Source organism: Streptococcus pseudopneumoniae, from assembly GCF_001072665.1.
GTDB lineage: Bacteria > Bacillota > Bacilli > Lactobacillales > Streptococcaceae > Streptococcus > Streptococcus pseudopneumoniae_S.
The window spans coordinates 1-20622 of record NZ_JVJI01000017.1; the positions used below are offsets into that span (position 1 = coordinate 1).

Consider the following 20622-nt stretch of genomic DNA (forward strand, 5'->3'; position numbering starts at 1 on the left):
AAACTAGGAAGCTAGCCACAAGCTGTACTTGAGTACGGTAAGGCGACGCTGACGTGGTTTGAAGAGATTTTCGAAGAGTATAAGATTATTTAACTGTTGCTGTGCTTGTAATCAATTCAACAGCTTTTTTAATTGTGATGTCGTGTTTCAACATATCAGCTGAAAGCAAGCTTTGTACTTGAGCAACTTCCATGTTGTAGTCTGCTGCCAATTGCTCAACTTCTTTTTGGATTTCTTCTTCTGAAGCATCAAATCCTTCAGCTTTGGCAACTGCTTCGATAACAAGGTTAGTCTTAGTACGTGACTCAGCTTCTCCCTCGTATTGTTTGTGAAGATCTTCTTGAGTAGTTCCAGTGATTTGGAAGTACATGTCAGGGTTGATACCTTGACGTTGCAAGTTTCCAAGGAATTCATTAACTGAACGGTGAACTTCTTCGTGGATCATTTCTTCTGGAAGTTCTACGATTTCAGCGTTTTCTACAGCTTTATCGATTGCTGCTCCTTCAACTGCATCTTTGTATGCTTCTTCTTTAGCAGCAGCCAATTCTTTGCGGTATTTTTCTTTCAATTCAGCAAGTGTTTCAACTTCTTCATCGATGTCTTTTGCAAGCTCATCGTCAAGAGCTGGAACTTCTTTAGCTTTTACTTCGTGGATAGTTGTCACGAATTTAGCTTCTTTACCTGCAAGATCTTCTGCTTGGTAGTCTTCTGGGAATGTTACGATAACATCAACAGTTTCGCCAGCTGAGTGACCTACCAATTGGTCTTCGAAACCAGGGATGAATTGACCTGAACCAAGTCCAAGTGAGAAGTTTTCACCTTTTCCGCCGTCAAATTCAACACCATCGATAGAACCAACAAAGTCGATGACAACAGTGTCGCCGTTTTCAGCAGCAGCTTCCTTGATAACCAATTCAGCCAAGTTGTTGCGTTCGCGTTCGATACGTTCTTCAACGTCAGCATCAGTTACTTCTTTTTCTACATCAACTGATACTTCAAGGTTTTTGTAGTCACCCAATTTTACTTCAGGTTTTGTAACAACTTCAGCAGTGATAACCCAGTCTTGACCTTTTTCCATTGAAGTTACGTCAATTTTTGGTTGAGCAACGACTTCAAGACCAGCTTCTTTTACAGCTGCTTCATAAGCATTTGGCAAAAGAGCGTTCATAACGTCTTGGTAAAGTGACTCTTCACCAAATTTTTTGTCGAAGATAGGGCGTGGAAGGTGACCTTTACGGAAACCTGGAACATTAAGAGATTTCTTCACTGAGTTGAAGACACGGTCCAATTCTGGTTTGATTTGGTCTTGAGAGATAGTGAAAGTCAAGACACCACGGTTTGTTTCTTTGTTTTCAAATGATACAGACATTCTGTCATTTCTCCTTAAAATTTTTTAAATACAGTCTATTATAACATAAATGGGCGACTTTTTTCAAGTAACGAATGCTCTTTTCAATCACGCTAGAGGTACTTGCTTGCTTCTTTGATACTAAGGTCAGCCATTCTTTCCTTGTTTTTCTCAATGAAGCCTGCTACCCAAGTTGGATTGGTTTTGGAGTAGTCTCTTAGAGCCCAGCCAATGACTTTATTGATAAAGAATTCTGTTTGGTTCAAATTATGAAGCAGAATCTTTTCCATTAATTGAACATTGGTCTTCTCTTTTCTTAACAACTGGTGGTCAATAGCGACACGTCTCAGCCAGATATTATCTGATAGGCTCCATTTTAAGATTATTTCTTCTAGTTCAGGGTGGTCATACACCAAACTCCCTACTACTCGATCTAGGATATCTACGGTATCCCACCAGGATTTTGTGACGACTAACCGCTCAAGCTTAGGTAAATCGTTCTCCGTTAGATAAGACTGCATTGCTTTCAAATAATTAGCAGCCACATATTGGTATTCTCTAGGCTCCTTTCTCCAGCAAGTATCTACAAAATTCCAGTCGATAATCTTTGTTTTTTTCGCTTTTGGAAAGTATTTTTTATAGAGTGCATTTCTTTCAGGAGCCGCAACGCCTAGGAAGAAAAATTGATGGCGCATATAGGCTTCCATGGGCCCTGCATTTTTTGAATCTCTTGCTGCTTCTAGCTCAACAAGTAAATCTGTTAGACTCATCTAAAACTCCTCATGCCCCACCAAGTGGTGCTGAAAGGCATAGACTGCAGCCTGGGTACGATCGCTGACTTCAAGTTTGGCTAGGATATTGGACACATGGGTCTTGACCGTCTTGAGAGAGATAAAAAGTTCATCTGCGATACGCTGATTTTCGTAGCCCTTGGCGATGAGTTGGAGAACATCTCGCTCACGCGCAGTCAGGTCCTCATGTAGTTCTATGTGATTGCGGTGGTATTCGACTTTTTTGCTGACCTCTTGCTCAATGGCCAACTCCCCAGCAGCCGCCTTACGGACAGCATGGAGCAGTTCGTCGGCACTAGAAGTCTTAAGCATATAGCCACGAGCACCTGCATCTAAGACGGGCATGATTTTTTCATTGTCCAAATAAGAGCTCACAATCAAAATCTTGGCTTCAGGCCATTCTTTGAGGATAGCCAAGGTCGCATCAATTCCATTTATCTCAGGCATAACGATATCCATGACAATGACATCTGGACGCAGTTTCAAGGCCAAGTCAATACCTTGAGACCCGTTTGCCGCCTCGCCCACAACTTCTACATCGTCTTGGAGGTCAAAGTAACTTTTCAAGCCCAATCGGACCATTTCATGGTCATCTACTAGTAAAATTTTCATCTCTACTCCTTTATGATTCCTTACCTAACAAGGGAATACGGATATCAACTGCCAGTCCTTGCTTGGGAGCTGTTAATAACTGAACCGTCCCTGCCATATCTTCGACCCGCTCCTTGATATTACGAAGTCCATAACTCAAGTCGTCTAAGCTCCCCAACTGGAAACCAATCCCATTATCCACCACCTTCAGCTGCAATTCAACATCCGTCTGATAGAGATAGACATCCAAACAAGAGGCCTGGGCATGGCGGAGGGTATTGCTGATCAACTCCTGCAAGATGCGGAAGATATGCTCCTCGATTTTCTTGGGCAATTTCGTCACATTTTGCTTGAAACTAACCTTGAGATCGCTCTTGTCCTCAAGCTCTTTTAGGAGAATTTGAATCCCTTCAATCAAGCTCTTCTGTTCCAATTCAACTGGTCGCAAATGCAAGAGCAAGACCCGCAAATCCTTCTGGGCTGTTTCAAGGATGGCTGTAACACTCTGCAACTGGATCTGCATCTTTTCTCTATCCAATTTCAAAGCCTGCTGACTGACGCCTGACAAAATCATGTGGGCCGCAAACAACTCCTGACTGACTGTATCGTGCAAATCCCTAGCAATCCGCTTTCTTTCCTTCTCAATGATTTCCTCTTCCTGAGCAAGACTGTGATTTTCTGCTTTTTGAAGAGCTTCTGTCAAAAGGTTAAGTTTACCTGACAAGGACTTGAAACTGGCATCCAAATCTGGATCTGCAAGCTGAACCACTTCTTGCCCTGCCAACAAACGCTTGAGATTAGTCTGCATTTTTCTTAGAGAAAGCTCTTCAACACCTCTCCAAAACAGGGCTAAGAGAAAGGTCATGGACATGCTGAATACCAACAACAAAAAGACAAATTTTTCTGTTTTTTCGACATCATGCAAGAAAATAGACCAGTCAAAGTCAAGGATTTCCAGCAAGCTGTGGGAGAAAAACAAGACAAATAATAAGGAGGTGAGAGCAATGATTACATAGGCTTGTTTTTTCATCCTCTGACCACCTCAACATCTCCAATCATAGTAGTCAAGAAAATCTTGACACTCTTATTACTCTTGAGATAGTCTCTTGTTTCTTGATGATAGTGTTCATTGCGGAGGGCTCGCTTGGGCTGATTGAAAAAAGTCAAATCACCATAGAGACAGTTAACGCTAAGACTGACTTCCACATCTACAGGTACAATGATTTTAGTTGTTCCTACCATCTTTCTGAGGATAATGACATTGTCATGATTGGTTAAGATGACCCTCTCCAGATGAATGGTATCCTTACCCATAAGGCGAAAGAGATTGATATCATCAAACTGGCAAGTCTGGTAGCTTGAAAAATGATGGAGATTGCCAAACCAACGATTTTTCTCCTTCTTAACCGTCACAACCTCTTCAAAAACCAAATTGGTCTGCTCTTTTTCCTGGTTCATCATCGGATAAAGAAGAAAGAGGCTGTATATGACCGCAACAAAAATAGCTAGAATCACAAAAGGATTGAGCATGACGATGAAAAAGAAGAGAATAGTTGCCACTACTAAAAGAAGATTATTGCCCTCCTTACCAGTGTAATAGCGAATCAAAAGCAAAAAGAGGAATAGAATCAGCAGAAAACGCGAAAAATGCTCTGAAACCATCAAAATCAGAGCTCCTGTCAACAGACAGGCTTCGATAAATAAAAAGATTTTAAATTTTCTCATAGGTTCATCCTCTCCCTTCTATTTTATCACAATTCAAAAAAGGCACCTCAGTCTAAAGATGGAAAAAAGGCGGTGGTTACGCCTTTTTCATCTGATCCTTTGCTTCTTTTATTTTTCCATAAATAAGATAGTCTACTTTTTGCAGATCTGCTATGGTGGCACAATTAAGGGCACACATGATGAGTCGTAAATCATCTTTCCAGCCTTGGACAATGCCAATCACTTCTTCAACTGAATAGGTTTCAACCAATTCCAGAACTGTTCGAGACAGCCCTACAGCCTTGGCGCCAAAGACCAGACACTTAATCATATCCAGCGGATTTCGAATCCCTCCGCTAACCAAAAGTTCAACCTTGTCTTTCCAGTCTTGGGCATTAAGAAGGGCCTGCATGGTAGACTGCCCCCATTGATTAAGGTAATCACGTCGGCCACTGCGACGGTTTTCTATATAGGCAAAACTGGTGCCACCACGACCTGACAGGTCAAAGGTTCGAACGCCCAATTCATAGGCTCTCTCGATGGTCTTGGCATCCATTCCAAAGCCCACTTCCTTGAGGACAATCGGAACAGAGATTTGCTTGCTATAGTCTGCCAGATGCGATTGCCAGCTTCTGAACTTCCTTTCTCCCTCAGGCATGAGCAATTCCTGCATGACATTGACATGCACTTGCAGGAGAAGAGGGGTCATCTCATCTATAGTCTGAAGACCTAACTCGACAGGCTTGTCTAATCCAATATTGGTTCCAAGAAGGAGATTTGGATGATCAGACTTGACAGAAAAAGAGTCATCTGCTGGATCTTTGAGGGCTGCGCTATAAGAACCCGTTACAAATAAAATACCACAGGCTTCCGCCACCTGAGCCAGCTTTTGATTGATTTCTTTACCTTTTTCACTCCCACCCGTCATGGCATTGATATAAAAAGGAAAATCCCACTTTCGTCCAGCAAACTCTGTCGACAGATCGATTTCATCCAGGTCGTAAAGAGGCAAGGAAGAATGAATCAACTCCACCTCATCAAAGCTGTTGTAGGAACTTTTCTGCTCAAGGGCATAGCGGATGTGCTCATCCTTACGATTTGTCGTCATGTCCCATCCTTTCTTGGTATAAGAGTTCAATCCCCAGATCGGCCCAACGGTTTTTTAGGGTTTCAGTTGATTGCTCATCAAAACTCAAGGCAATACCACAATCACCACCACCAGCGCCGCTACTCTTGGCAACAGCCTGCAAATCTTGACTGGCCTCTTTCAACTGTCTAAGCGAAGGCGTGTAAATATCTGCGCTCAAGCCTTCTAAAAGCTTGCTTGCCACTTCTACTTGCTCGATAATTTTTTCAACTTTCCCCTGCTTCAAGGCTTCTACCAAAGAAACCACCGTTTCTTTTGAGGAACTTAAAAATTTCTGATTGATATTTTGCTTGATTTGCTGAACCATGTGACTCGATACAGCCACTTCCTTGGTCCATCCCACTAGGAAATCACATTCTAATGCAGGTTGTACGTGTGAGATTGAAAAGCCCCAATCACGCTCTAAAACTGTCGCCAACTTTTCTTCTTTTAGCCAAGCAGCTACCTGCTGGCGGTCAAATGACTGGTATAGAACCAATTCCTCTACCACAATACAGGCAAGGTCTCCCATGGAGCCATTATCGCCTCGCTTGAGCAAGACCGCGCTAGCCAGCTTGAACAAGAGTTCCTGATCAACCGTAATATCATACAAAGCCAGCAGAGCCTTGACAACCAAGACAACGACGCTACCGCTAGAACCTAGACCAAACTTTTTCCCTTCTCGTTCCATTTTCCCTCGGATCTCTAGAAAAAAAGGTTTTAAAGTTTGACCTCGATAGGTCAGGAAATCTTCCACTAAAGCAATCGTTTCTTGAATCAAACTGTAGTCAGGATTTGGTGTCAAATCCACTGCGAAATCAAACATATCTGAGTAGATACGGTAACTATCAGAAAAAGCAATCTCCCCCTTCATATAGATGGGGATGGCCTTTATCAAGGCCAACTGCCCTGGCTCTAAAATAGCATATTCGCCTGCCCAATAGAGCTTTCCGCAAGTTTTAACAGCAATCATCTTGGCTCAAATCCTTTGTTTTTGACACAATTAAGCGATAACGTTGACTGAAGATTTCTGATAAATGCTCCAAGTCTTTCTCTTGACAGAGGACTTTGACATTGGGACCAGCATCCATAGTAAAGTAGCAGGCTTCCCCTTGCTCACGAAGCTGGCGAACAAAGTCCATGGCTTCATAAGAGGCGTCCGTCAGATAAGAAAAGGCTGGTGATGCTGTTTTGGTCGTAGCGTGCATAGCCAAGGCATTTTCCTCCGTTAATTCCCCAACCTTGGCAAAATCACTTTCCTTGAGGTAAACCAGCATATCCTGATAGTCCTTCTCAGACTGACGAACCCAGTCATCAAAAGTCGTCGAAGTTTCCACACAGAGTTTCATACCGTCACGACTGGAGATTGGTTTTTTCTTGTCCTCCAGCACCAACATAATCATAGCTAGTTTCAAGTCTGTCTCTACAGGGTAAATTTCCCCACTATCCTTATCCCAAGCGCCTAGTGGTCCATAAAAACTCCGAGAGGAAGATCCTGAGGCAAACTTAGCTTCCTTCGCTAACTGACTCCGAGTAAATCCAAGCTTGAAATAAGCATTACAAGCCTTGACCAGGGCGGACAAACCACTAGAACTTGATGACAAGCCCGCTGCGGTAGGCATATTGTTTTGAGTATCTATACGGACAAAGCCCTCACCTTCTGGACGGTAACGATCAATAATCTTACTCATCTTAGCATGCTCCGCCTCATTTTGTAACTGACCATTGATATAAAAGACATCAGCTGTCGCATCCGTCGGTAGAGATGACAGAGTCGTCTCTGTGTACATATTTTCCAAAGTCAGAGAGATACTGCTAGTAGCAGGCACCATCACTTTTTCTTTTTTCTTTCCCCAATATTTGATAATAGCAATATTTGCGTAGGAACGTACTGTTACAGGCTCTCGATCCATGTCTGAACAGCTCCTTTCTCTTCTAATCTTTCTGCTAGTTCTTGTACGTGTGTTAAATTATCTGCCAAGGCTATGATACAGCCTCCTAGTCCACCACCGCTCATCTTGGCACCCAGAGCACCATGGCTAAGAGCCGTTTCAACTAGAGAATCCGCCTCAGGGCTACTAACACCAATTTCTTTTAGATGTAAATGCGCTTGACTGAGGATTTGTCCCAGTCCTTCAGCATCTTTTTGTGAAATCGCTTCTTCTGCTTGCTGGGTTAATTCTCCCAGGGCATGCAAAAACGGCAGGGCATCCTTCCCCTTGCTTTGAACCACTTGGATGGCTTCACGAGTATGGCCATAAACGCCTGTATCAGCAATCACCAAATAGGCAGATAAATCCATCTCAAGCTCTGTAAATCCTACATTCTTAATAAAGCGAATAGGCTGGTCACTGAGACAGGTCTTGGCATCCAAACCACTCGGATTCATATGAGCAATCATCTCAGCCCGATTGACCAAGATTTCTAATACATCATGAGGCAGTTCTGCCTCATAGTAGTCAAAAACCGCACGAATAGCCGCTATGCTGATAGCAGCTGACGAACCCATTCCCCGCTTCTCAGGGATAGCCGAATCAATCTCACAACGAATGCAGGCTTCTTTGATATTCAAATACTCCAGAGAAGCATAAACTGCCATGGACAAGGTATCCTCCTCATAGAGGCGCCAAGGACTTTCTGCAGGAACTACCTTACAAGTCACCTCCACCTCCAAAAGAGGCAAGGAAATAGCAGGATAGCCGTAAACGACCGCATGCTCCCCTATTAAAATAATCTTACTATGTGCCTGACCGACACCAACCTTTTTTGTCATTTTTTCCTTTTGCTAGACGAAAAAGCCGTCTCATACTCAATGAAAATCAAAAAGCAAACTAGGAAACTAGCCGCAGGTTGCTCAAAACACTGTTTTGAGGTTGTAGATAAGACTGACGAAGTCAGTCACATATATACGGTAAGGCGACGCTGACGTGGTTTGAATTTGATTTTCGAAGAATATTATTTTTTCCTACAAGTATTTATTCTCTCCTATCTATTTTATTATATTTTCACAAAAAAAGCGATTGTTTCCTTCACAATCGCCTCTTTCATTATTGAACCCATTCGCCATTATAATTGACAGAATAGCCATCTACGGTCGTATTCACTGCCAAAGCACCTGAGTTGTAAGCATAGTACCATTTGCCATTGACCTGGAACCAGCCTATCTTCATATCTCCATTACTTGCATTTAGGTAGTACCAAGTTGAACCATCTTGATACCAACCAGTTGCCATAGCTCCTGATGAACGGAGATAGTACCACTTGTTACCAAGGTATTGCCAGCCCGTTTTCATATCACCATTTTCAGCATCTAAATAGTACCAAGTTGAGCCTTCTTGATACCAGCCAGTCGCCATAGCTCCTGATGAACGGAGATAGTACCACTTATTGCCAAGTTGTTTCCAACCAGTTTGCATGATACCAGTTTCTGGGTCTAGGTAATACCACGGAGCAGGTTTGCTTCTATCAATGCCAAAAGTAACATGGAAATCTTGAGTCCAACCCTTAGCAACTTCACCAATTGGTAGTGGATTGTAAGAATCATCGCCAGAAATTCCTAGCTTATTTAAATAATACCAATTGCCGTCTTCATAAGTCCAACCTGTCTTTACAGCATAATTATTATCAAAATAATAAGTTCTCTTTTCAGCAGATGGAGCATATTGTTCACCGTATACTTTTCCTGTATTTTCAGACGTTTTTGCCTCTAGTACTTGTTTATCTGTTTGTTCTAGCAAAGCACCATCTTGTCCAAAATAGTACCACTTCTCCTGAAGGCCAATTTCTAAGACTGGACGATTATTAAATAAATTATCACGATAACCTGTTCCATGAATTTCTACGTATTGCCATCCAACTACCATTTCTCCTTTATCACCAAAATAGTAAGTTTTACCGTCTATTTTATGCCAATAGATTGCTTTATGTTCATCTTTTACATAATATTTTCTATTATCCTTATCAACAAATTGGCCACCTGTGGTATCCGCAAATACAGTATTTGTAGCTAGCAAACCAAAGAAAAATGTTGCTAGTGCGACTTGCATCATTTTTTTCAAAAGCTTCATTTGTATCTCCTCCAAGATTAAATCCACTCACCAGATGAAGCAAAGTTATAGACTTTACCATCGATAGTTTGGCTACCTGTAACCATTGCTCCATTTGAATTGAGATAATACCAGTTTCCATTTACTTTTGTCCAACCTGTCTTCATATCTCCATTACTTGCATTTAGATAGTACCAAGTTGAACCATCTTTCACCCAACCAGTTGCCATAGCTCCTGATGAACGGAGATAGTACCACTTGTTACCAAGATATTGCCAGTCTGTTTTCATATCGCCATTTTCAGCATCTAAATAGTACCAAGTTGAGCCTTCCTGATACCAGCCAGTTGTCATAGCTCCTGATGAACGGAGGTAGTACCATTTATTGCCAAGTTGTTTCCAACCAGTTTGCATGATACCAGTTGTTGGATCTAGATAGTACCAAGCTGAACCATCATTTATCCAACCTGTACGTATTTCACCACCAATATAGTCTTCTCCATTAATTTCTGTTTTAGCTAGATAATACCAGTTAGACTGGTCATAAAGCCAACCTGTCTTTAAAGAATGATCTTGATTAAAGTAATAGTTCGTGTAAAAACTCTTCTCTTCTTTATCTTCCGGATTTGTACGTTTTTCCCCATACTTTCTTCCAACGCTGTCTTTAGTTTTAACCTCTAATGCTTCCCAACCAACAAACTCTTGTAGCACTCCATTTTTGTCAAAGTAGTACCATTCTGGCATTGGGGAACCTTCTAATCTTATACCATTAGGATAAGGACCAATTGTACTACCTTTAGATGGAAACGGAATATATTGCCAGCCGACCACCATCTCTCCAGATAAAGGATCAAAATAATAGTACTTCCCATCAATCACTCGCCAGTAGGTTTCTTTTAGGTCCCCCTTCTTGTAGTAGGTTCTACCATTTTCTTGGACAAATTGCCAGCCTTCTGAATCAGCATCATCCGCCAATACTGCACTTGTTGCTAGCAAACCGAAGAAAAAGACTGCTAATGCGATTTGCATCAATTTTTTTATTATTTTCATTAGACCTATCCTCCATAACTGATTATAGCAAAGACCAAACCGCATGTCAATATATAGAAAATCCCTCAAAAAAAGCAGTTACATAACCGCAACTGCTCTCTATTCTTGCATGGTGTAACCAACACCACGAACGGTTTTAATGTAGCTTTTTTGACCTTTTACATCAAGCTTGCTACGTAGATAACGGATATAGACATCCACGATATTGGTTTCGGTCGCACTTTCATACTTCCAGACACTTTCCAACAACTGCTCACGAGTCAGGACTTTCTTGCTTCCCATAAGAGTAGCCAAAAGGTCATACTCACGACGAGTCAGAGCAATCATTTCCTCGCCACGATAAACTGTGTGATGCTCTACATCCATACGCAGATTGCGATAAGACGTTGGAACCTTCATCTGACTACAATGCTGGTCGATAAAGTCCCGACCTCGGAAAATCGCTGAAATACGAGCCACCAAATTATCAATAATAACCGGCTTATAGATGTAAGAAACGGCAAAGCGTTGGATTATCTCAATCTGATCTTGCAAGTCTTCGCGATGGTCCAAGACCATGATGACTGAGGCTGGCTTAGTCCGACTCAGCTTGTCTGCAAAATCCTGGGCCGTCATATCCCCCAGATGAGCATTCAATAAAATCAAGTCATAGTCTGTCTGAAGAGCAACGGAGAGGGCTTTTTGCCCCTCCTCAACCTGATCAACTCGGTATTGCTCTTTTTGGAGTTCCAAACTTAAAAAATGAGCTAGATTTCGTTCTTTCTCAAGTAATAAAATCCGTTTCCCCATGGCAGACCTACTTATTTTTCGTCATACCAAGAGTAGTGGAAGGTTCCTTCTTTGTCTTTACGTTGGTAAGTGTGGGCACCAAAGTAGTCACGTTGCGCTTGGATCAAGTTAGCTGGAAGGTCAGCTGAACGGTAGCTATCAAAGTAAGTAATAGCTGCTGAGAAAGTTGGCACTGGCACACCAGCTTGAACAGCAAGAGCTACGATATCACGCACTGCTTGTTGGTACTTAGCAGTGACATCCAAGAAGTATTCATCCAAAAGAAGGTTTGCAAGGTCTGCATCACGGTTGTAAGCATCTGTAATCTTTTGCAAGAAACGAGAACGGATGATACAGCCATCACGCCAGATAGATGCGATGTCTGCGAATGGCAAGTTCCAGTTGTTTTCTTTAGAAGCTACACGCAATTGAGCAAAACCTTGTGCGTATGAAATAATTTTTGAGAAGTAAAGAGCTTGACGGATTTTTTCAATCAACTCAGCCTTATCTCCTTCAAATTTGAAGGCAGCTGGTTTTGGAAGAACCTTGCTAGCATGTACACGTTCTTCTTTGTAAGTAGAGATGTAACGTGCAAATACTGACTCAGTGATTAGTGACAATGGCACACCAAGGTCAAGAGATGATTGGCTAGTCCATTTACCAGTTCCCTTGTTACCTGCGGCATCAAGAATGTAGTCTACGATTGGTCCATCTTGACCTTCATCGTCTTTACGGCTCAAGATATCAGCTGTGATTTCGATCAAATAGCTGTCTAACTCACCCTTGTTCCACTCAGTAAAGATTTCAGCCATGTCTTCTGCAGAAAGGCCTAGCAAGTGTTGCATCAAGTCATAGCTTTCTGCGATCAATTGCATATCACCATACTCGATACCGTTGTGGACCATCTTCACGTAGTGACCAGCTCCATCAGGACCGATGTAAGTCACACATGGTTTGCCATCTTCTGGTGCTTTAGCTGAGATTTCTTCAAGAACATCCGCAACCAATTCGTAGGCCTCTTTTTGTCCACCAGGCATGATAGAAGGACCTTCAAGGGCACCTTTTTCACCACCAGAAACCCCAGTACCGATAAAGTTGATACCTGAGTTTGCCAACTCTTCATTACGACGGATTGTATCTTTGTAGAAAGTGTTTCCTCCGTCGATCAAGATATCACCCTTGTCAAGGTGTGGAAGAAGGGCTTGAATTGTAGCATCTGTACCAGGTCCAGCTTGAACCATGAGCATGATACGACGAGGTTTTTCGATTGAGTTTACAAAACTTTCAACGTCATAGCTTGGTACAAAGTTCTTTTCAGGATGGCAAGCAATTACATCTTCAGTTTTTTCTTTACTACGGTTGTAAATAGCAACTGTGTAACCACGAGATTCAATATTAAGGGCAAGGTTACGACCCATTACGGCCATACCAACAACACCAAAGTTAGCTTTTGTCATTTGACACTCCTCTTGTTTAATTTGTTTTATTTTATCATTTTTACTTTTGAAAAGAAAGAATTTTGTAACGACTGCTTAGTAGTCCAAGTCATCCGCATGTCCAGAACCATTTCCAACAAAGTATCCTGTCTTACAGTTAAGGGTAAAGAGATAGGTTCCATCTGGCTTGTAGAGGTTGTAATAACCATTGCCATTAACGATATTGACACGTTCAAGGATATATTGGTTACCAGTGATATAACCACGTGAGCGTGAAGTTGCTAGGATTTTTTCCAAGACACCATCCGCGAAATCCCAAGCAGAGTTATTGCTATCATCAACAGCTGACTGATTGAACGGCACACGACTCGAAGCTCTTTGGAGGTCAACTCCAGAACTTGATAAACCGCCATGGCTATCATCACGTGCAGAAACTGAATTGTTTGATGAGACGCTTGAAGATGGACTTGTGTTGTCTGTAGCCCTCTCTGTTGATGAACTTGAACTTTCTTGACTTGAGCTTGAACTTGAACTTGAAGGAGCTGTTTGTTGACTCTTACCTAGACTGATAGCCTTATCTAGCACTTTATCAATCTCCGTATTTCCAGTTTTAATATCTGTAAATTTAGCATCTGATTTAGCTTTAGCGTTAGTATCCAAAACTCCATCTACAATAGCTGGCTTATCAAATTGAGCATTGACATCTTGAATGGCCTTGATTTGCGTTTCAAGGCTGTCATACTTAGATTTTGCAAGCGTATATTCACGACTACCTTCCAGCTTATCAAGTAAGGTTTTCAGTTGAGTCAGTTTATCAAACTGGCTATTTTTTAAAGCCGTTTTGTTGCTATCTGTATAGAAGGCATCATATAAATTATTGAATTCTTCCACATCTGACTGCGTGTTTGTAGTTGATTGAGAAGTTTGGATTTCCTTGGTCGAACGAGCCACTTGACGATAAACATAATAACCAGTTCCAAGGATAAGAACCACTAAGGCTGCTAGAATACCATAAAGCACCCATTTCTTCTTACTATTTCCATCTTCACTATCTGTCACTCGATAAAGTGTTGGAATATCTTCAGTCTCAAATTCTTCTACAAGAGGTGCTTCTGAAACTCGTGTTAATTCTAAATCATCAAACTGACTCAACTCATCTTCTGGAGCTGGAGAAGTTACTCCTGTTCCCTCACGAAGCTCTTGAAGTAAATTATCTAGAGTCTGAGTCTCCTCTATCTCTTCTACCTCTTCTTTTTCAACTAAATCATCCTTGCTAAACTGACGCGTTTCAAACTTATCCGCCTCAATTTCATCTTTGTGTTGTTTCACATACTTGTCCAAGATAGAATCTCCAGGCAATACACCTGCTTCCACCTCTTCATTTTTTAGCATGGCTTCTCCAACCGTTAGCTCTTTGGCATCATCAAAATCAAATTGCGCTTCTTGATGTTCTGTTATATGACGATCATGTCTTTTCTTACTCATGAGTTTTCCTTCCTACTTTACTTCCTGACGTTTAACACGCTGACCGAAATATTGATACAAATCAACTTTTAAAGTTCCATTGTACAACTTGCGCTTCTTGTCCGCCTGACTGCCGTACTTGGTCTCAAAGGCTTCATCACTAGTTAGGATAAATTTGCTCCACGTTTTCAGCGGTGCAAATACTTGCCCCATCTCAGCATAGAGTTTGGTAACTCCTGCATCATCTGACAAGCGTTCCCCATAAGGTGGGTTAGAGATAATCACTCCATTGATTTTATCGGAACGCAAATCCTGCACGCGCATCTGCTTAAAGGTAATATCTCCTGCAACCCCTGCTGCCTGAGCATTGGCCTTAGCAATTTCCACCATACGTGCATCGATATCACAGCCCATGATATCTAGCTCAAGCTCACGATCCACTTTCTTAGCCGCTTCTGTACGCACTTCTTGAATCAAGCGATCACTAATCCAGTTCCACTCCTCAAAGGCAAAGGAGCGACGAATACCAGGAGCCATCTTTCTAGCAATCATAACTGCCTCGATACAGAAAGTTCCTGAACCACAGGTCGGATCAATCAAGGGCTTGTCTGGATACCAGTTAGAGAGTTGCAAAATAGCTGCTGCCATGTTTTCCTTGATAGGAGCCCCACCCTTTTCGGTACGATAGCCACGTTTAAAGAGACTGGAGCCTGTCGTATCAATCATGACAGTTGCTATGTCTTTCAGAATAGAAACCTCAATCTTAAACTCAGGACCATTCTCCATAAGAGGAACACCTTCTGGACGGGCATAGTGTTTTTGCAACTTTTTAACAACAGCCTTCTTTGAAATAGCCTGTACACTTGGTTCATTGTGTAGTTTAGACTTAACACATTTGGCTTTTGAAATCGGAAATCGAGCTCCAAGCGGTAAATAATTTTCCCAATCTAGAGCGAAAACTCCTTGAAAGAGCTCCTCAAAAGTCTTAGCTGGGAACGTTCCTACGATAATCTTGATACGGTCTGCCGCTCGAAGCCAGAGGTTGGTTTCGATGATGGCTTTCGCATCTCCTTGAAAACGAACACGTCCATTTTCAACCTGACAATCGTAGCCCAACTCTCGCAATTCACGTCCCACAACAGCCTCAAGACCCGCTGCAGCAGTAGCGATTAAATTAAATTCTTTTTTCATTTTCAGTCTTATAAGACCTTTCTATATGTCCACTTTAAAAAATGAGGTTGAGAAAGTTTTCTCAGCCCCAACCTATATGCAATTTTCTATAAGCCATGTTTTGTTCCAGAAGTGACTAGGACCACTTCCTTCGATAATCATCTGTCTACCGCTAACAGCCTACAGCTGAAAGTAGTCAGAGTACTACGTTCGTTTCCGTGTACTCCATGCCCCGACCAAAATTTGGGTTGCTAGCTTGAGGGGTTTACCGCGTTCCACTCTCTCTGTTTCCAGAGAGACTCCGTCACTGTGGCACTTTCAAGCCTACTCTGGCCTATCCGAGGACTTAGCCATTTCAACTGCCGTAACGATTTCTCGTCCCTAGGCTTATGGTTTCGCCTAGCACAAACACTACAGGCATCACAGCCTGTGCTAGCATGGACTTTCCTCATGAAAAGAAATTCTCCTCACGCGATTATCCAAAAATTGCACTTTTCAAATAAGCTCTTATAAATCAGAGTTATCCAAAATTTGTTTACCAAATACTTCTTTCTCAAGACGATTTAGTCGTTTCAAAATATCAAAATTCGTCATAGAAGTTGTAGCCGTCATTTCAAGTGGTTCTGCTTGAACCGGTGCAGATTCAGGTTTGCGAGACAATTCTTCCTTCAACTCTGCAATTTCTTGACGGAGAGACTTGACTAAGGCAGCATAAGTTTCATAGTCCTTGATGACATCGTCCAAAAATTCATCAACTTCAACCTTACTATATCCACGGACTTCACGTCCAAACTCTTGCTCAAAAATATCTTTTGCTGAAAAAATAATACTTGCCATCTCTCTCTCCATTCTCGGTTTCTAATAGTATTATTATATAAAAAAAGGCAAACAAAAATCAAGGTCAAAGCCTTACTTTTCAGAAAAATTTTCTGCTAGCTCATTTAAGTCTTCAAACGTTAACCTTTTTATGCGATAACCTTCCTGATTTTTCATCAAAGTGTCCATAAATTTTAATTTGGTCTCATTTTCTGGGTCATAGAAAAAATAAGCTAAGTCAGTATTTTCCAGCAAAAATCGTTGGTAGTCTCGTAGTTGACCCATATGTTCATATTTAGGATAGGCATATTTGACAAAATCGACCTGCTTAAATTGGCTCAGTTTAAGCTGATTCGCTTCATTCCAATTTTCCCCGTGTGTTTCAAAATCAAAAATGGTCGCTAGGTTGAAATCATATTCTTCTTTCATTTCATTTGCGACATCAAGCACCCAAGATTCAAATCCCAAGTTCCCTGTAAAGACCAGCCATTTAATCCCTTCTTCTGCTAAACTTTCTAAATCACGGCGAATAGCTTTCTTTATAATTTTTAACCTGATATCTTTTTCATTAAACAAACCCAAGTCAAAATTAGAATATCCCATAATTAAAGCTGTAGTCATTTTTACACCTTTCTTTCTATTTTTATGGTATAATAGAGTGATGTTATTGTACCAATAAGGAGAAATATGGTCAACTATCCTCATAAAATTTCATCAAAAAAAAGCCAAACATCCATTTCTCAACCAAAAAATTTCGCAAATCGAGGAATGACTTTTGAAAAGATGATTAACGCTACAAACGACTACTATCTGACGCATGGCATGGCAGTTATCCATAAAAAACCAACGCCTGTTCAGATTGTTCGAGTAGACTATCCTCAACGTAGTAGAGCCAAAATTGTAGAAGCCTACTTTAGACAAGCTTCCACAACAGATTACTCTGGCGTATATAGAGGACATTACATTGACTTTGAAGCCAAGGAAACACGACAAAAGAATGCTATTCCAATGAAGAACTTCCATCTTCACCAGATTCAACATATGGAACAAGTTCTAGAACAGCAGGGTATTTGCTTCGTACTGCTTCATTTTTCTTCTCAACAGGAAACTTATTTGTTGCCGGCATTTGATTTGATTCGCTTTTATCATCAAGATAAGGGGCAAAAATCAATGCCACTTGGATATATTCAAGAATACGGATATTTAGTAAAGCAAGGGGCTTTCCCTCAAATTCCCTATCTCGACATTATCAAAGAACATTTACTAGGTGGTAAAACAAGATGAACAAACAAACTATTCTGCGATTCTTAAAGTATATCGGAATTACGTTCCTTACATTATTTATCGCATTATTTCTATTGGGTGGAGGTGTCTTCCTCTACTTTGTTAGCAAGGCTCCAACCTTATCTGAAAGTAAATTAGTTGCGACGACCTCTAGCAAGATTTATGACAATAAGAACGAACTGATCGCTGACCTTGGATCTGAACGTCGAGTAAATACTCAAGCAAATGAAATCCCTACTGACTTGGTCAAGGCCATCGTGTCTATCGAAGACCACCGTTTCTTTGATCATAGAGGTGTTGACACCATTCGTATCATGGGTGCGGCATTGAGAAACCTCCAAGGTGGAGGAGGCCTCCAGGGAGCCTCAACCTTGACTCAACAATTGATCAAATTAACTTATTTTTCTACTTCAACTGCCGATCAAACTTTGTCACGTAAAGCTCAAGAAGCTTGGCTAGCCGTTCAACTAGAGCAAAAAGCAACCAAGCAAGAAATCCTGACCTACTACATCAACAAAGTCTACATGTCTAACGGTAACTACGGAATGCAAACTGCAGCCCAAAATTTCTATGGAAAAGACTTGAAGGATTTAAGCTTACCACAGTTAGCACTCCTAGCCGGAATGCCTCAAGCACCAAACCAATATGATCCTTATTCTCATCCAGAAGCTGCTCTAGAGCGTCGGAACTTGGTACTTTCGGAAATGAAGGGGCAGAAATACATCAGTGCAGAAGAGTATGAAAAAGCTATTAATACCCCTGTTACCGATGGTCTACAAAGCCTGAAATCCGGTAACAGCTATCCTGCATACATGGACAATTACCTTAAAGAAGTAATCGACCAAGTTGAACAAGAAACTGGTTACAACCTTCTTACTACAGGTATGGATGTCTATACAAATATGGACAAAGATGTCCAACAACGACTCTGGGATGTTTATAACACCGACCAATATGTCACTTATCCTGATGATGACATGCAAGTAGCTTCGACTATTGTAGATGTATCTAATGGTAACGTTATTGCACAACTTGGTGCTCGTCATCAAGCAAGTAATGTTTCATTCGGCACCAACCAGGCTGTGGAGACCAATCGTGACTGGGGATCAACAATGAAACCCATCACTGATTATGCTCCTGCTTTGGAATTTGATATCTATGACTCAACTGCTACCATTGTACGCGATATCCCGTATAATTATCCTGGAACAAATACCCCTGTCTACAACTGGGATAGAGGATACTTCGGTAATATCACCCTGCAATATGCACTACAGCAATCTCGCAATGTTCCTGCTGTAGAAACACTCAACAAAGTTGGATTAAATCGTGCAAAAACCTTCTTAAATGGTTTAGGAATTGACTATCCAGATATGCATTATTCTAACGCCATATCAAGTAACACAACTGAATCTAATAAGCAATACGGCGCAAGTAGCGAAAAAATGGCTGTTGCTTATGCTGCATTTGCCAATGGTGGTATCTATCACAAACCGATGTACATTAATAAAGTTGTCTTTAGTGATGGTAGCGAAAAAGAATTTTCTGACCCTGGTACCCGAGCTATGAAAGAGACTACTGCTTACATGATGACAGAAATGATGAAAACAGTCTTGACCTCTAGAACTGGTTCTAATGCCTATATTTCATGGCTTCCTCAAGCCGGTAAGACAGGTACCTCTAACTATTCAGATGAAGAAATCGAAAATCATATTAAATCAAGTCAACTTGTTGCACCGGATGAAATGTTTGTCGGCTATACTCGTAAATATTCGATGGCCGTATGGACAGGTTACTCAAATCGTCTTACTCCAGTCATCGGCAATGGGTTCACAGTTGCTTCTGCGGTCTATCGTTCAATGATGACTTACCTATCAGAAGATGACCACCCAGGAGATTGGACTATGCCTGAGGGCTTATATAGGAGTGGAGAATATGTCTTTAAGAATGGAGCTCGTCCTACATGGACTGCTCCTGCTACTCAACAAAGTTCTACACCTGCTCCTGCGAACCAGACTCCAGAGACTTCAACCTCTCAGTCAAGTGTAACGACACCAAACACAAATCCAAATTCAAATACAGTTACTCCCAATGCTGGAACCAATGAGAATACGGCGACACAACAACCAAGTACCAATCAAGGGCAGCCTAACCAAAATCCTCAACCAGCGCAACAATAAATTACTAACCACCCAAAAATTGGGTGGTTTTTCAATCAGTTCTTTGCTCAATCAATAATTAGATAATAAAAACCTGAGAAGGTCAATTGTACTTCTCAGGTTTTTTTATTCTATACACTCTACTGGTTTAGAATACTGTTAAGAGAGAGTTTAATTGTCATACACAACTAATCTTTTTTACTTTTTGCTACAAAGATAGCAGATAAGGCTAGTCCAACGCTTGCCAAGAAAATAGCTGTTTCTGACTGTTTTTCACCAGTCTCTGGCAATCTCTTGTCTTCCTTAGCAACTTGAACTGGTGCTTCTGGAGTCTGAGATTTTTCTAACGAACTTAGCTTAAATTCTGGTTTTTCTACTGTCGGAGCTGGTTGGTCACCTACGGTTGATAATGGACCTGTGTAGGCTGGTAGCTCATGTTTCAAGGCCATAACGGAGTTAACTCCACCCTTGAACTCTGGTTTCTCTACCGTCGGTGCAGTTTGATCGCCCACGCTCGACAATGGCCCTGTGTACTCTGGTAGTTCGTGTTTCAAGGCCATAACTGAGTTGACTCCACCCTTGAACTCTGGTTTCTCTACTGTTGGAGCGGCTTGGTCGCCTACGGTTGATACCGGACCTGTATAAGCTGGTAGTTCGTGTTTCAAGGCCATAACTGAGTTGACTCCACCCTGAAACTCTGGTTTCTCTACTGTCGGTGCAGCTTGGTCACCTACGGTTGATAATGGACCTGTGTAGGCTGGTAGCTCATGTACCAAAGCTTCAACTTCATTTACACCACCTGTAAATTCAGGTACCTCAAGCACTGGTGCTGGTTCTTCACCCTTACTTGATTGAACAGGTTCTTCTGTC

The 20622-nt window shown here is 41.5% G+C and carries 20 protein-coding genes and 1 other RNA gene; 2 read left to right on the plus strand and 19 right to left on the minus strand.

From position 1 onward, the window contains the following. Positions 1-85 precede the first annotated feature (85 nt). From tig to ADH52_RS01915, 18 genes are all read right to left on the minus strand, one after another. Positions 86-1369 carry a trigger factor gene (gene tig, locus ADH52_RS01825; protein ID WP_000116485.1) on the minus strand — a complete coding sequence of 428 codons (1284 nt, stop codon included), beginning with the start codon at positions 1367-1369 and terminating at the stop codon, positions 86-88. Positions 1370-1461: 92 nt separating this feature from the next. Continuing rightward, the gene (locus ADH52_RS01830; protein ID WP_049509717.1) at positions 1462-2118 is read right to left on the minus strand and encodes a DNA alkylation repair protein; all 657 of its coding nucleotides are present in this window, start codon (positions 2116-2118) and stop codon (positions 1462-1464) included. After that, a complete protein-coding gene (locus ADH52_RS01835) occupies positions 2119-2751 on the minus strand; it encodes a response regulator transcription factor (RefSeq protein WP_049509719.1) in 633 nt (210 codons plus the stop codon). Between the two features lie 10 nt (positions 2752-2761). Next, positions 2762-3760, minus strand: coding sequence for a sensor histidine kinase (locus ADH52_RS01840; protein WP_049509721.1), 999 nt, complete (start codon positions 3758-3760; stop codon positions 2762-2764). Continuing rightward, positions 3757-4455 carry a cell wall-active antibiotics response protein LiaF gene (liaF, locus tag ADH52_RS01845; protein ID WP_001224652.1) on the minus strand — a complete coding sequence of 233 codons (699 nt, stop codon included), beginning with the start codon at positions 4453-4455 and terminating at the stop codon, positions 3757-3759. Before liaF ends, ADH52_RS01840 begins: the two co-directional genes overlap by 4 nt. A 76-nt stretch (positions 4456-4531) precedes the next feature. Continuing rightward, complete coding sequence (gene fni, locus ADH52_RS01850; RefSeq protein ID WP_049509725.1) at positions 4532-5542, minus strand: type 2 isopentenyl-diphosphate Delta-isomerase; 1011 nt, start codon at positions 5540-5542, stop codon at positions 4532-4534. Beyond that, positions 5526-6533 (minus strand): phosphomevalonate kinase, encoded by a 1008-nt coding sequence (locus ADH52_RS01855; protein ID WP_049509727.1) that lies wholly within the window; start codon positions 6531-6533, stop codon positions 5526-5528. The genes fni and ADH52_RS01855 overlap by 17 nt, the downstream gene beginning before the upstream one ends. Beyond that, complete coding sequence (gene mvaD, locus ADH52_RS01860) at positions 6520-7473, minus strand: diphosphomevalonate decarboxylase (RefSeq protein ID WP_049509729.1); 954 nt, start codon at positions 7471-7473, stop codon at positions 6520-6522. The genes ADH52_RS01855 and mvaD overlap by 14 nt, the downstream gene beginning before the upstream one ends. Next, a complete protein-coding gene (mvk, locus tag ADH52_RS01865; RefSeq protein WP_049509731.1) occupies positions 7455-8333 on the minus strand; it encodes a mevalonate kinase in 879 nt (292 codons plus the stop codon). Before mvk ends, mvaD begins: the two co-directional genes overlap by 19 nt. A gap of 274 nt (positions 8334-8607) precedes the next feature. Beyond that, positions 8608-9627, minus strand: coding sequence for a choline-binding protein CbpC (gene cbpC / locus ADH52_RS01875; protein WP_049509736.1), 1020 nt, complete (start codon positions 9625-9627; stop codon positions 8608-8610). Between the two features lie 17 nt (positions 9628-9644). Beyond that, positions 9645-10655: a choline-binding protein CbpJ gene (gene cbpJ / locus ADH52_RS01880; RefSeq protein ID WP_049509738.1), complete on the minus strand. Its 1011-nt coding sequence runs from the start codon at positions 10653-10655 to the stop codon at positions 9645-9647. A 99-nt stretch (positions 10656-10754) separates the two neighbouring features. After that, on the minus strand, positions 10755-11444 hold the full coding sequence (locus ADH52_RS01885) for a response regulator transcription factor (RefSeq protein WP_049488068.1): 690 nt from the start codon (positions 11442-11444) through the stop codon (positions 10755-10757). Between the two features lie 11 nt (positions 11445-11455). After that, positions 11456-12880: an NADP-dependent phosphogluconate dehydrogenase gene (gene gndA / locus ADH52_RS01890; protein WP_000158778.1), complete on the minus strand. Its 1425-nt coding sequence runs from the start codon at positions 12878-12880 to the stop codon at positions 11456-11458. Between the two features lie 75 nt (positions 12881-12955). Then, positions 12956-14344: a cell division site-positioning protein MapZ gene (gene mapZ / locus ADH52_RS01895; RefSeq protein ID WP_049488066.1), complete on the minus strand. Its 1389-nt coding sequence runs from the start codon at positions 14342-14344 to the stop codon at positions 12956-12958. Positions 14345-14356: 12 nt separating this feature from the next. Continuing rightward, on the minus strand, positions 14357-15514 hold the full coding sequence (locus ADH52_RS01900) for a THUMP domain-containing class I SAM-dependent RNA methyltransferase (protein ID WP_004263568.1): 1158 nt from the start codon (positions 15512-15514) through the stop codon (positions 14357-14359). 84 nt (positions 15515-15598) lie between these two features. Beyond that, positions 15599-15980, minus strand: an RNA gene (rnpB, locus tag ADH52_RS10655) — RNase P RNA component class B. Between the two features lie 20 nt (positions 15981-16000). After that, the gene (gene gpsB, locus ADH52_RS01910) at positions 16001-16330 is read right to left on the minus strand and encodes a cell division regulator GpsB (protein WP_000146534.1); all 330 of its coding nucleotides are present in this window, start codon (positions 16328-16330) and stop codon (positions 16001-16003) included. Positions 16331-16402: 72 nt separating this feature from the next. Then, positions 16403-16930, minus strand: a complete 528-nt coding sequence (locus ADH52_RS01915; protein ID WP_049509742.1) for a DUF1273 domain-containing protein — start codon at positions 16928-16930, stop codon at positions 16403-16405. A 66-nt stretch (positions 16931-16996) separates the two neighbouring features. Between ADH52_RS01915 and recU the strand changes: the two genes are divergently transcribed. Continuing rightward, the gene (gene recU / locus ADH52_RS01920) at positions 16997-17593 is read left to right on the plus strand and encodes a Holliday junction resolvase RecU (protein WP_049509745.1); all 597 of its coding nucleotides are present in this window, start codon (positions 16997-16999) and stop codon (positions 17591-17593) included. Beyond that, positions 17590-19773: a penicillin-binding protein PBP1A gene (gene pbp1a, locus ADH52_RS01925; protein ID WP_049509747.1), complete on the plus strand. Its 2184-nt coding sequence runs from the start codon at positions 17590-17592 to the stop codon at positions 19771-19773. The genes recU and pbp1a overlap by 4 nt, the downstream gene beginning before the upstream one ends. A 167-nt stretch (positions 19774-19940) precedes the next feature. Here the strand turns inward: pbp1a and ADH52_RS01930 are convergent. Continuing rightward, the coding region (locus tag ADH52_RS01930) for an SIALI-17 repeat-containing surface protein (protein ID WP_049509749.1) at positions 19941-20622 on the minus strand (682 nt) is incomplete at its 5' end.

Coding starts and splice junctions, on each gene's coding strand:
- ADH52_RS01900 (WP_004263568.1), bottom strand. CDS start 15,514: ATGAAAAAAGAATTTAATTTAATCGCTACTGCTGCAGCGGGTCTTGAG.
- cbpC (WP_049509736.1), bottom strand. CDS start 9,627: ATGAAGCTTTTGAAAAAAATGATGCAAGTCGCACTAGCAACATTTTTC.
- fni (WP_049509725.1), bottom strand. CDS start 5,542: ATGACGACAAATCGTAAGGATGAGCACATCCGCTATGCCCTTGAGCAG.
- ADH52_RS01835 (WP_049509719.1), bottom strand. CDS start 2,751: ATGAAAATTTTACTAGTAGATGACCATGAAATGGTCCGATTGGGCTTG.
- mvaD (WP_049509729.1), bottom strand. CDS start 7,473: ATGGATCGAGAGCCTGTAACAGTACGTTCCTACGCAAATATTGCTATT.
- ADH52_RS01885 (WP_049488068.1), bottom strand. CDS start 11,444: ATGGGGAAACGGATTTTATTACTTGAGAAAGAACGAAATCTAGCTCAT.
- ADH52_RS01915 (WP_049509742.1), bottom strand. CDS start 16,930: ATGACTACAGCTTTAATTATGGGATATTCTAATTTTGACTTGGGTTTG.
- pbp1a (WP_049509747.1), top strand. CDS start 17,590: ATGAACAAACAAACTATTCTGCGATTCTTAAAGTATATCGGAATTACG.
- ADH52_RS01855 (WP_049509727.1), bottom strand. CDS start 6,533: ATGATTGCTGTTAAAACTTGCGGAAAGCTCTATTGGGCAGGCGAATAT.
- cbpJ (WP_049509738.1), bottom strand. CDS start 10,655: ATGAAAATAATAAAAAAATTGATGCAAATCGCATTAGCAGTCTTTTTC.
- mapZ (WP_049488066.1), bottom strand. CDS start 14,344: ATGAGTAAGAAAAGACATGATCGTCATATAACAGAACATCAAGAAGCG.
- gpsB (WP_000146534.1), bottom strand. CDS start 16,330: ATGGCAAGTATTATTTTTTCAGCAAAAGATATTTTTGAGCAAGAGTTT.
- gndA (WP_000158778.1), bottom strand. CDS start 12,880: ATGACAAAAGCTAACTTTGGTGTTGTTGGTATGGCCGTAATGGGTCGT.
- liaF (WP_001224652.1), bottom strand. CDS start 4,455: ATGAGAAAATTTAAAATCTTTTTATTTATCGAAGCCTGTCTGTTGACA.
- recU (WP_049509745.1), top strand. CDS start 16,997: ATGGTCAACTATCCTCATAAAATTTCATCAAAAAAAAGCCAAACATCC.
- ADH52_RS01830 (WP_049509717.1), bottom strand. CDS start 2,118: ATGAGTCTAACAGATTTACTTGTTGAGCTAGAAGCAGCAAGAGATTCA.
- mvk (WP_049509731.1), bottom strand. CDS start 8,333: ATGACAAAAAAGGTTGGTGTCGGTCAGGCACATAGTAAGATTATTTTA.
- tig (WP_000116485.1), bottom strand. CDS start 1,369: ATGTCTGTATCATTTGAAAACAAAGAAACAAACCGTGGTGTCTTGACT.
- ADH52_RS01840 (WP_049509721.1), bottom strand. CDS start 3,760: ATGAAAAAACAAGCCTATGTAATCATTGCTCTCACCTCCTTATTATTT.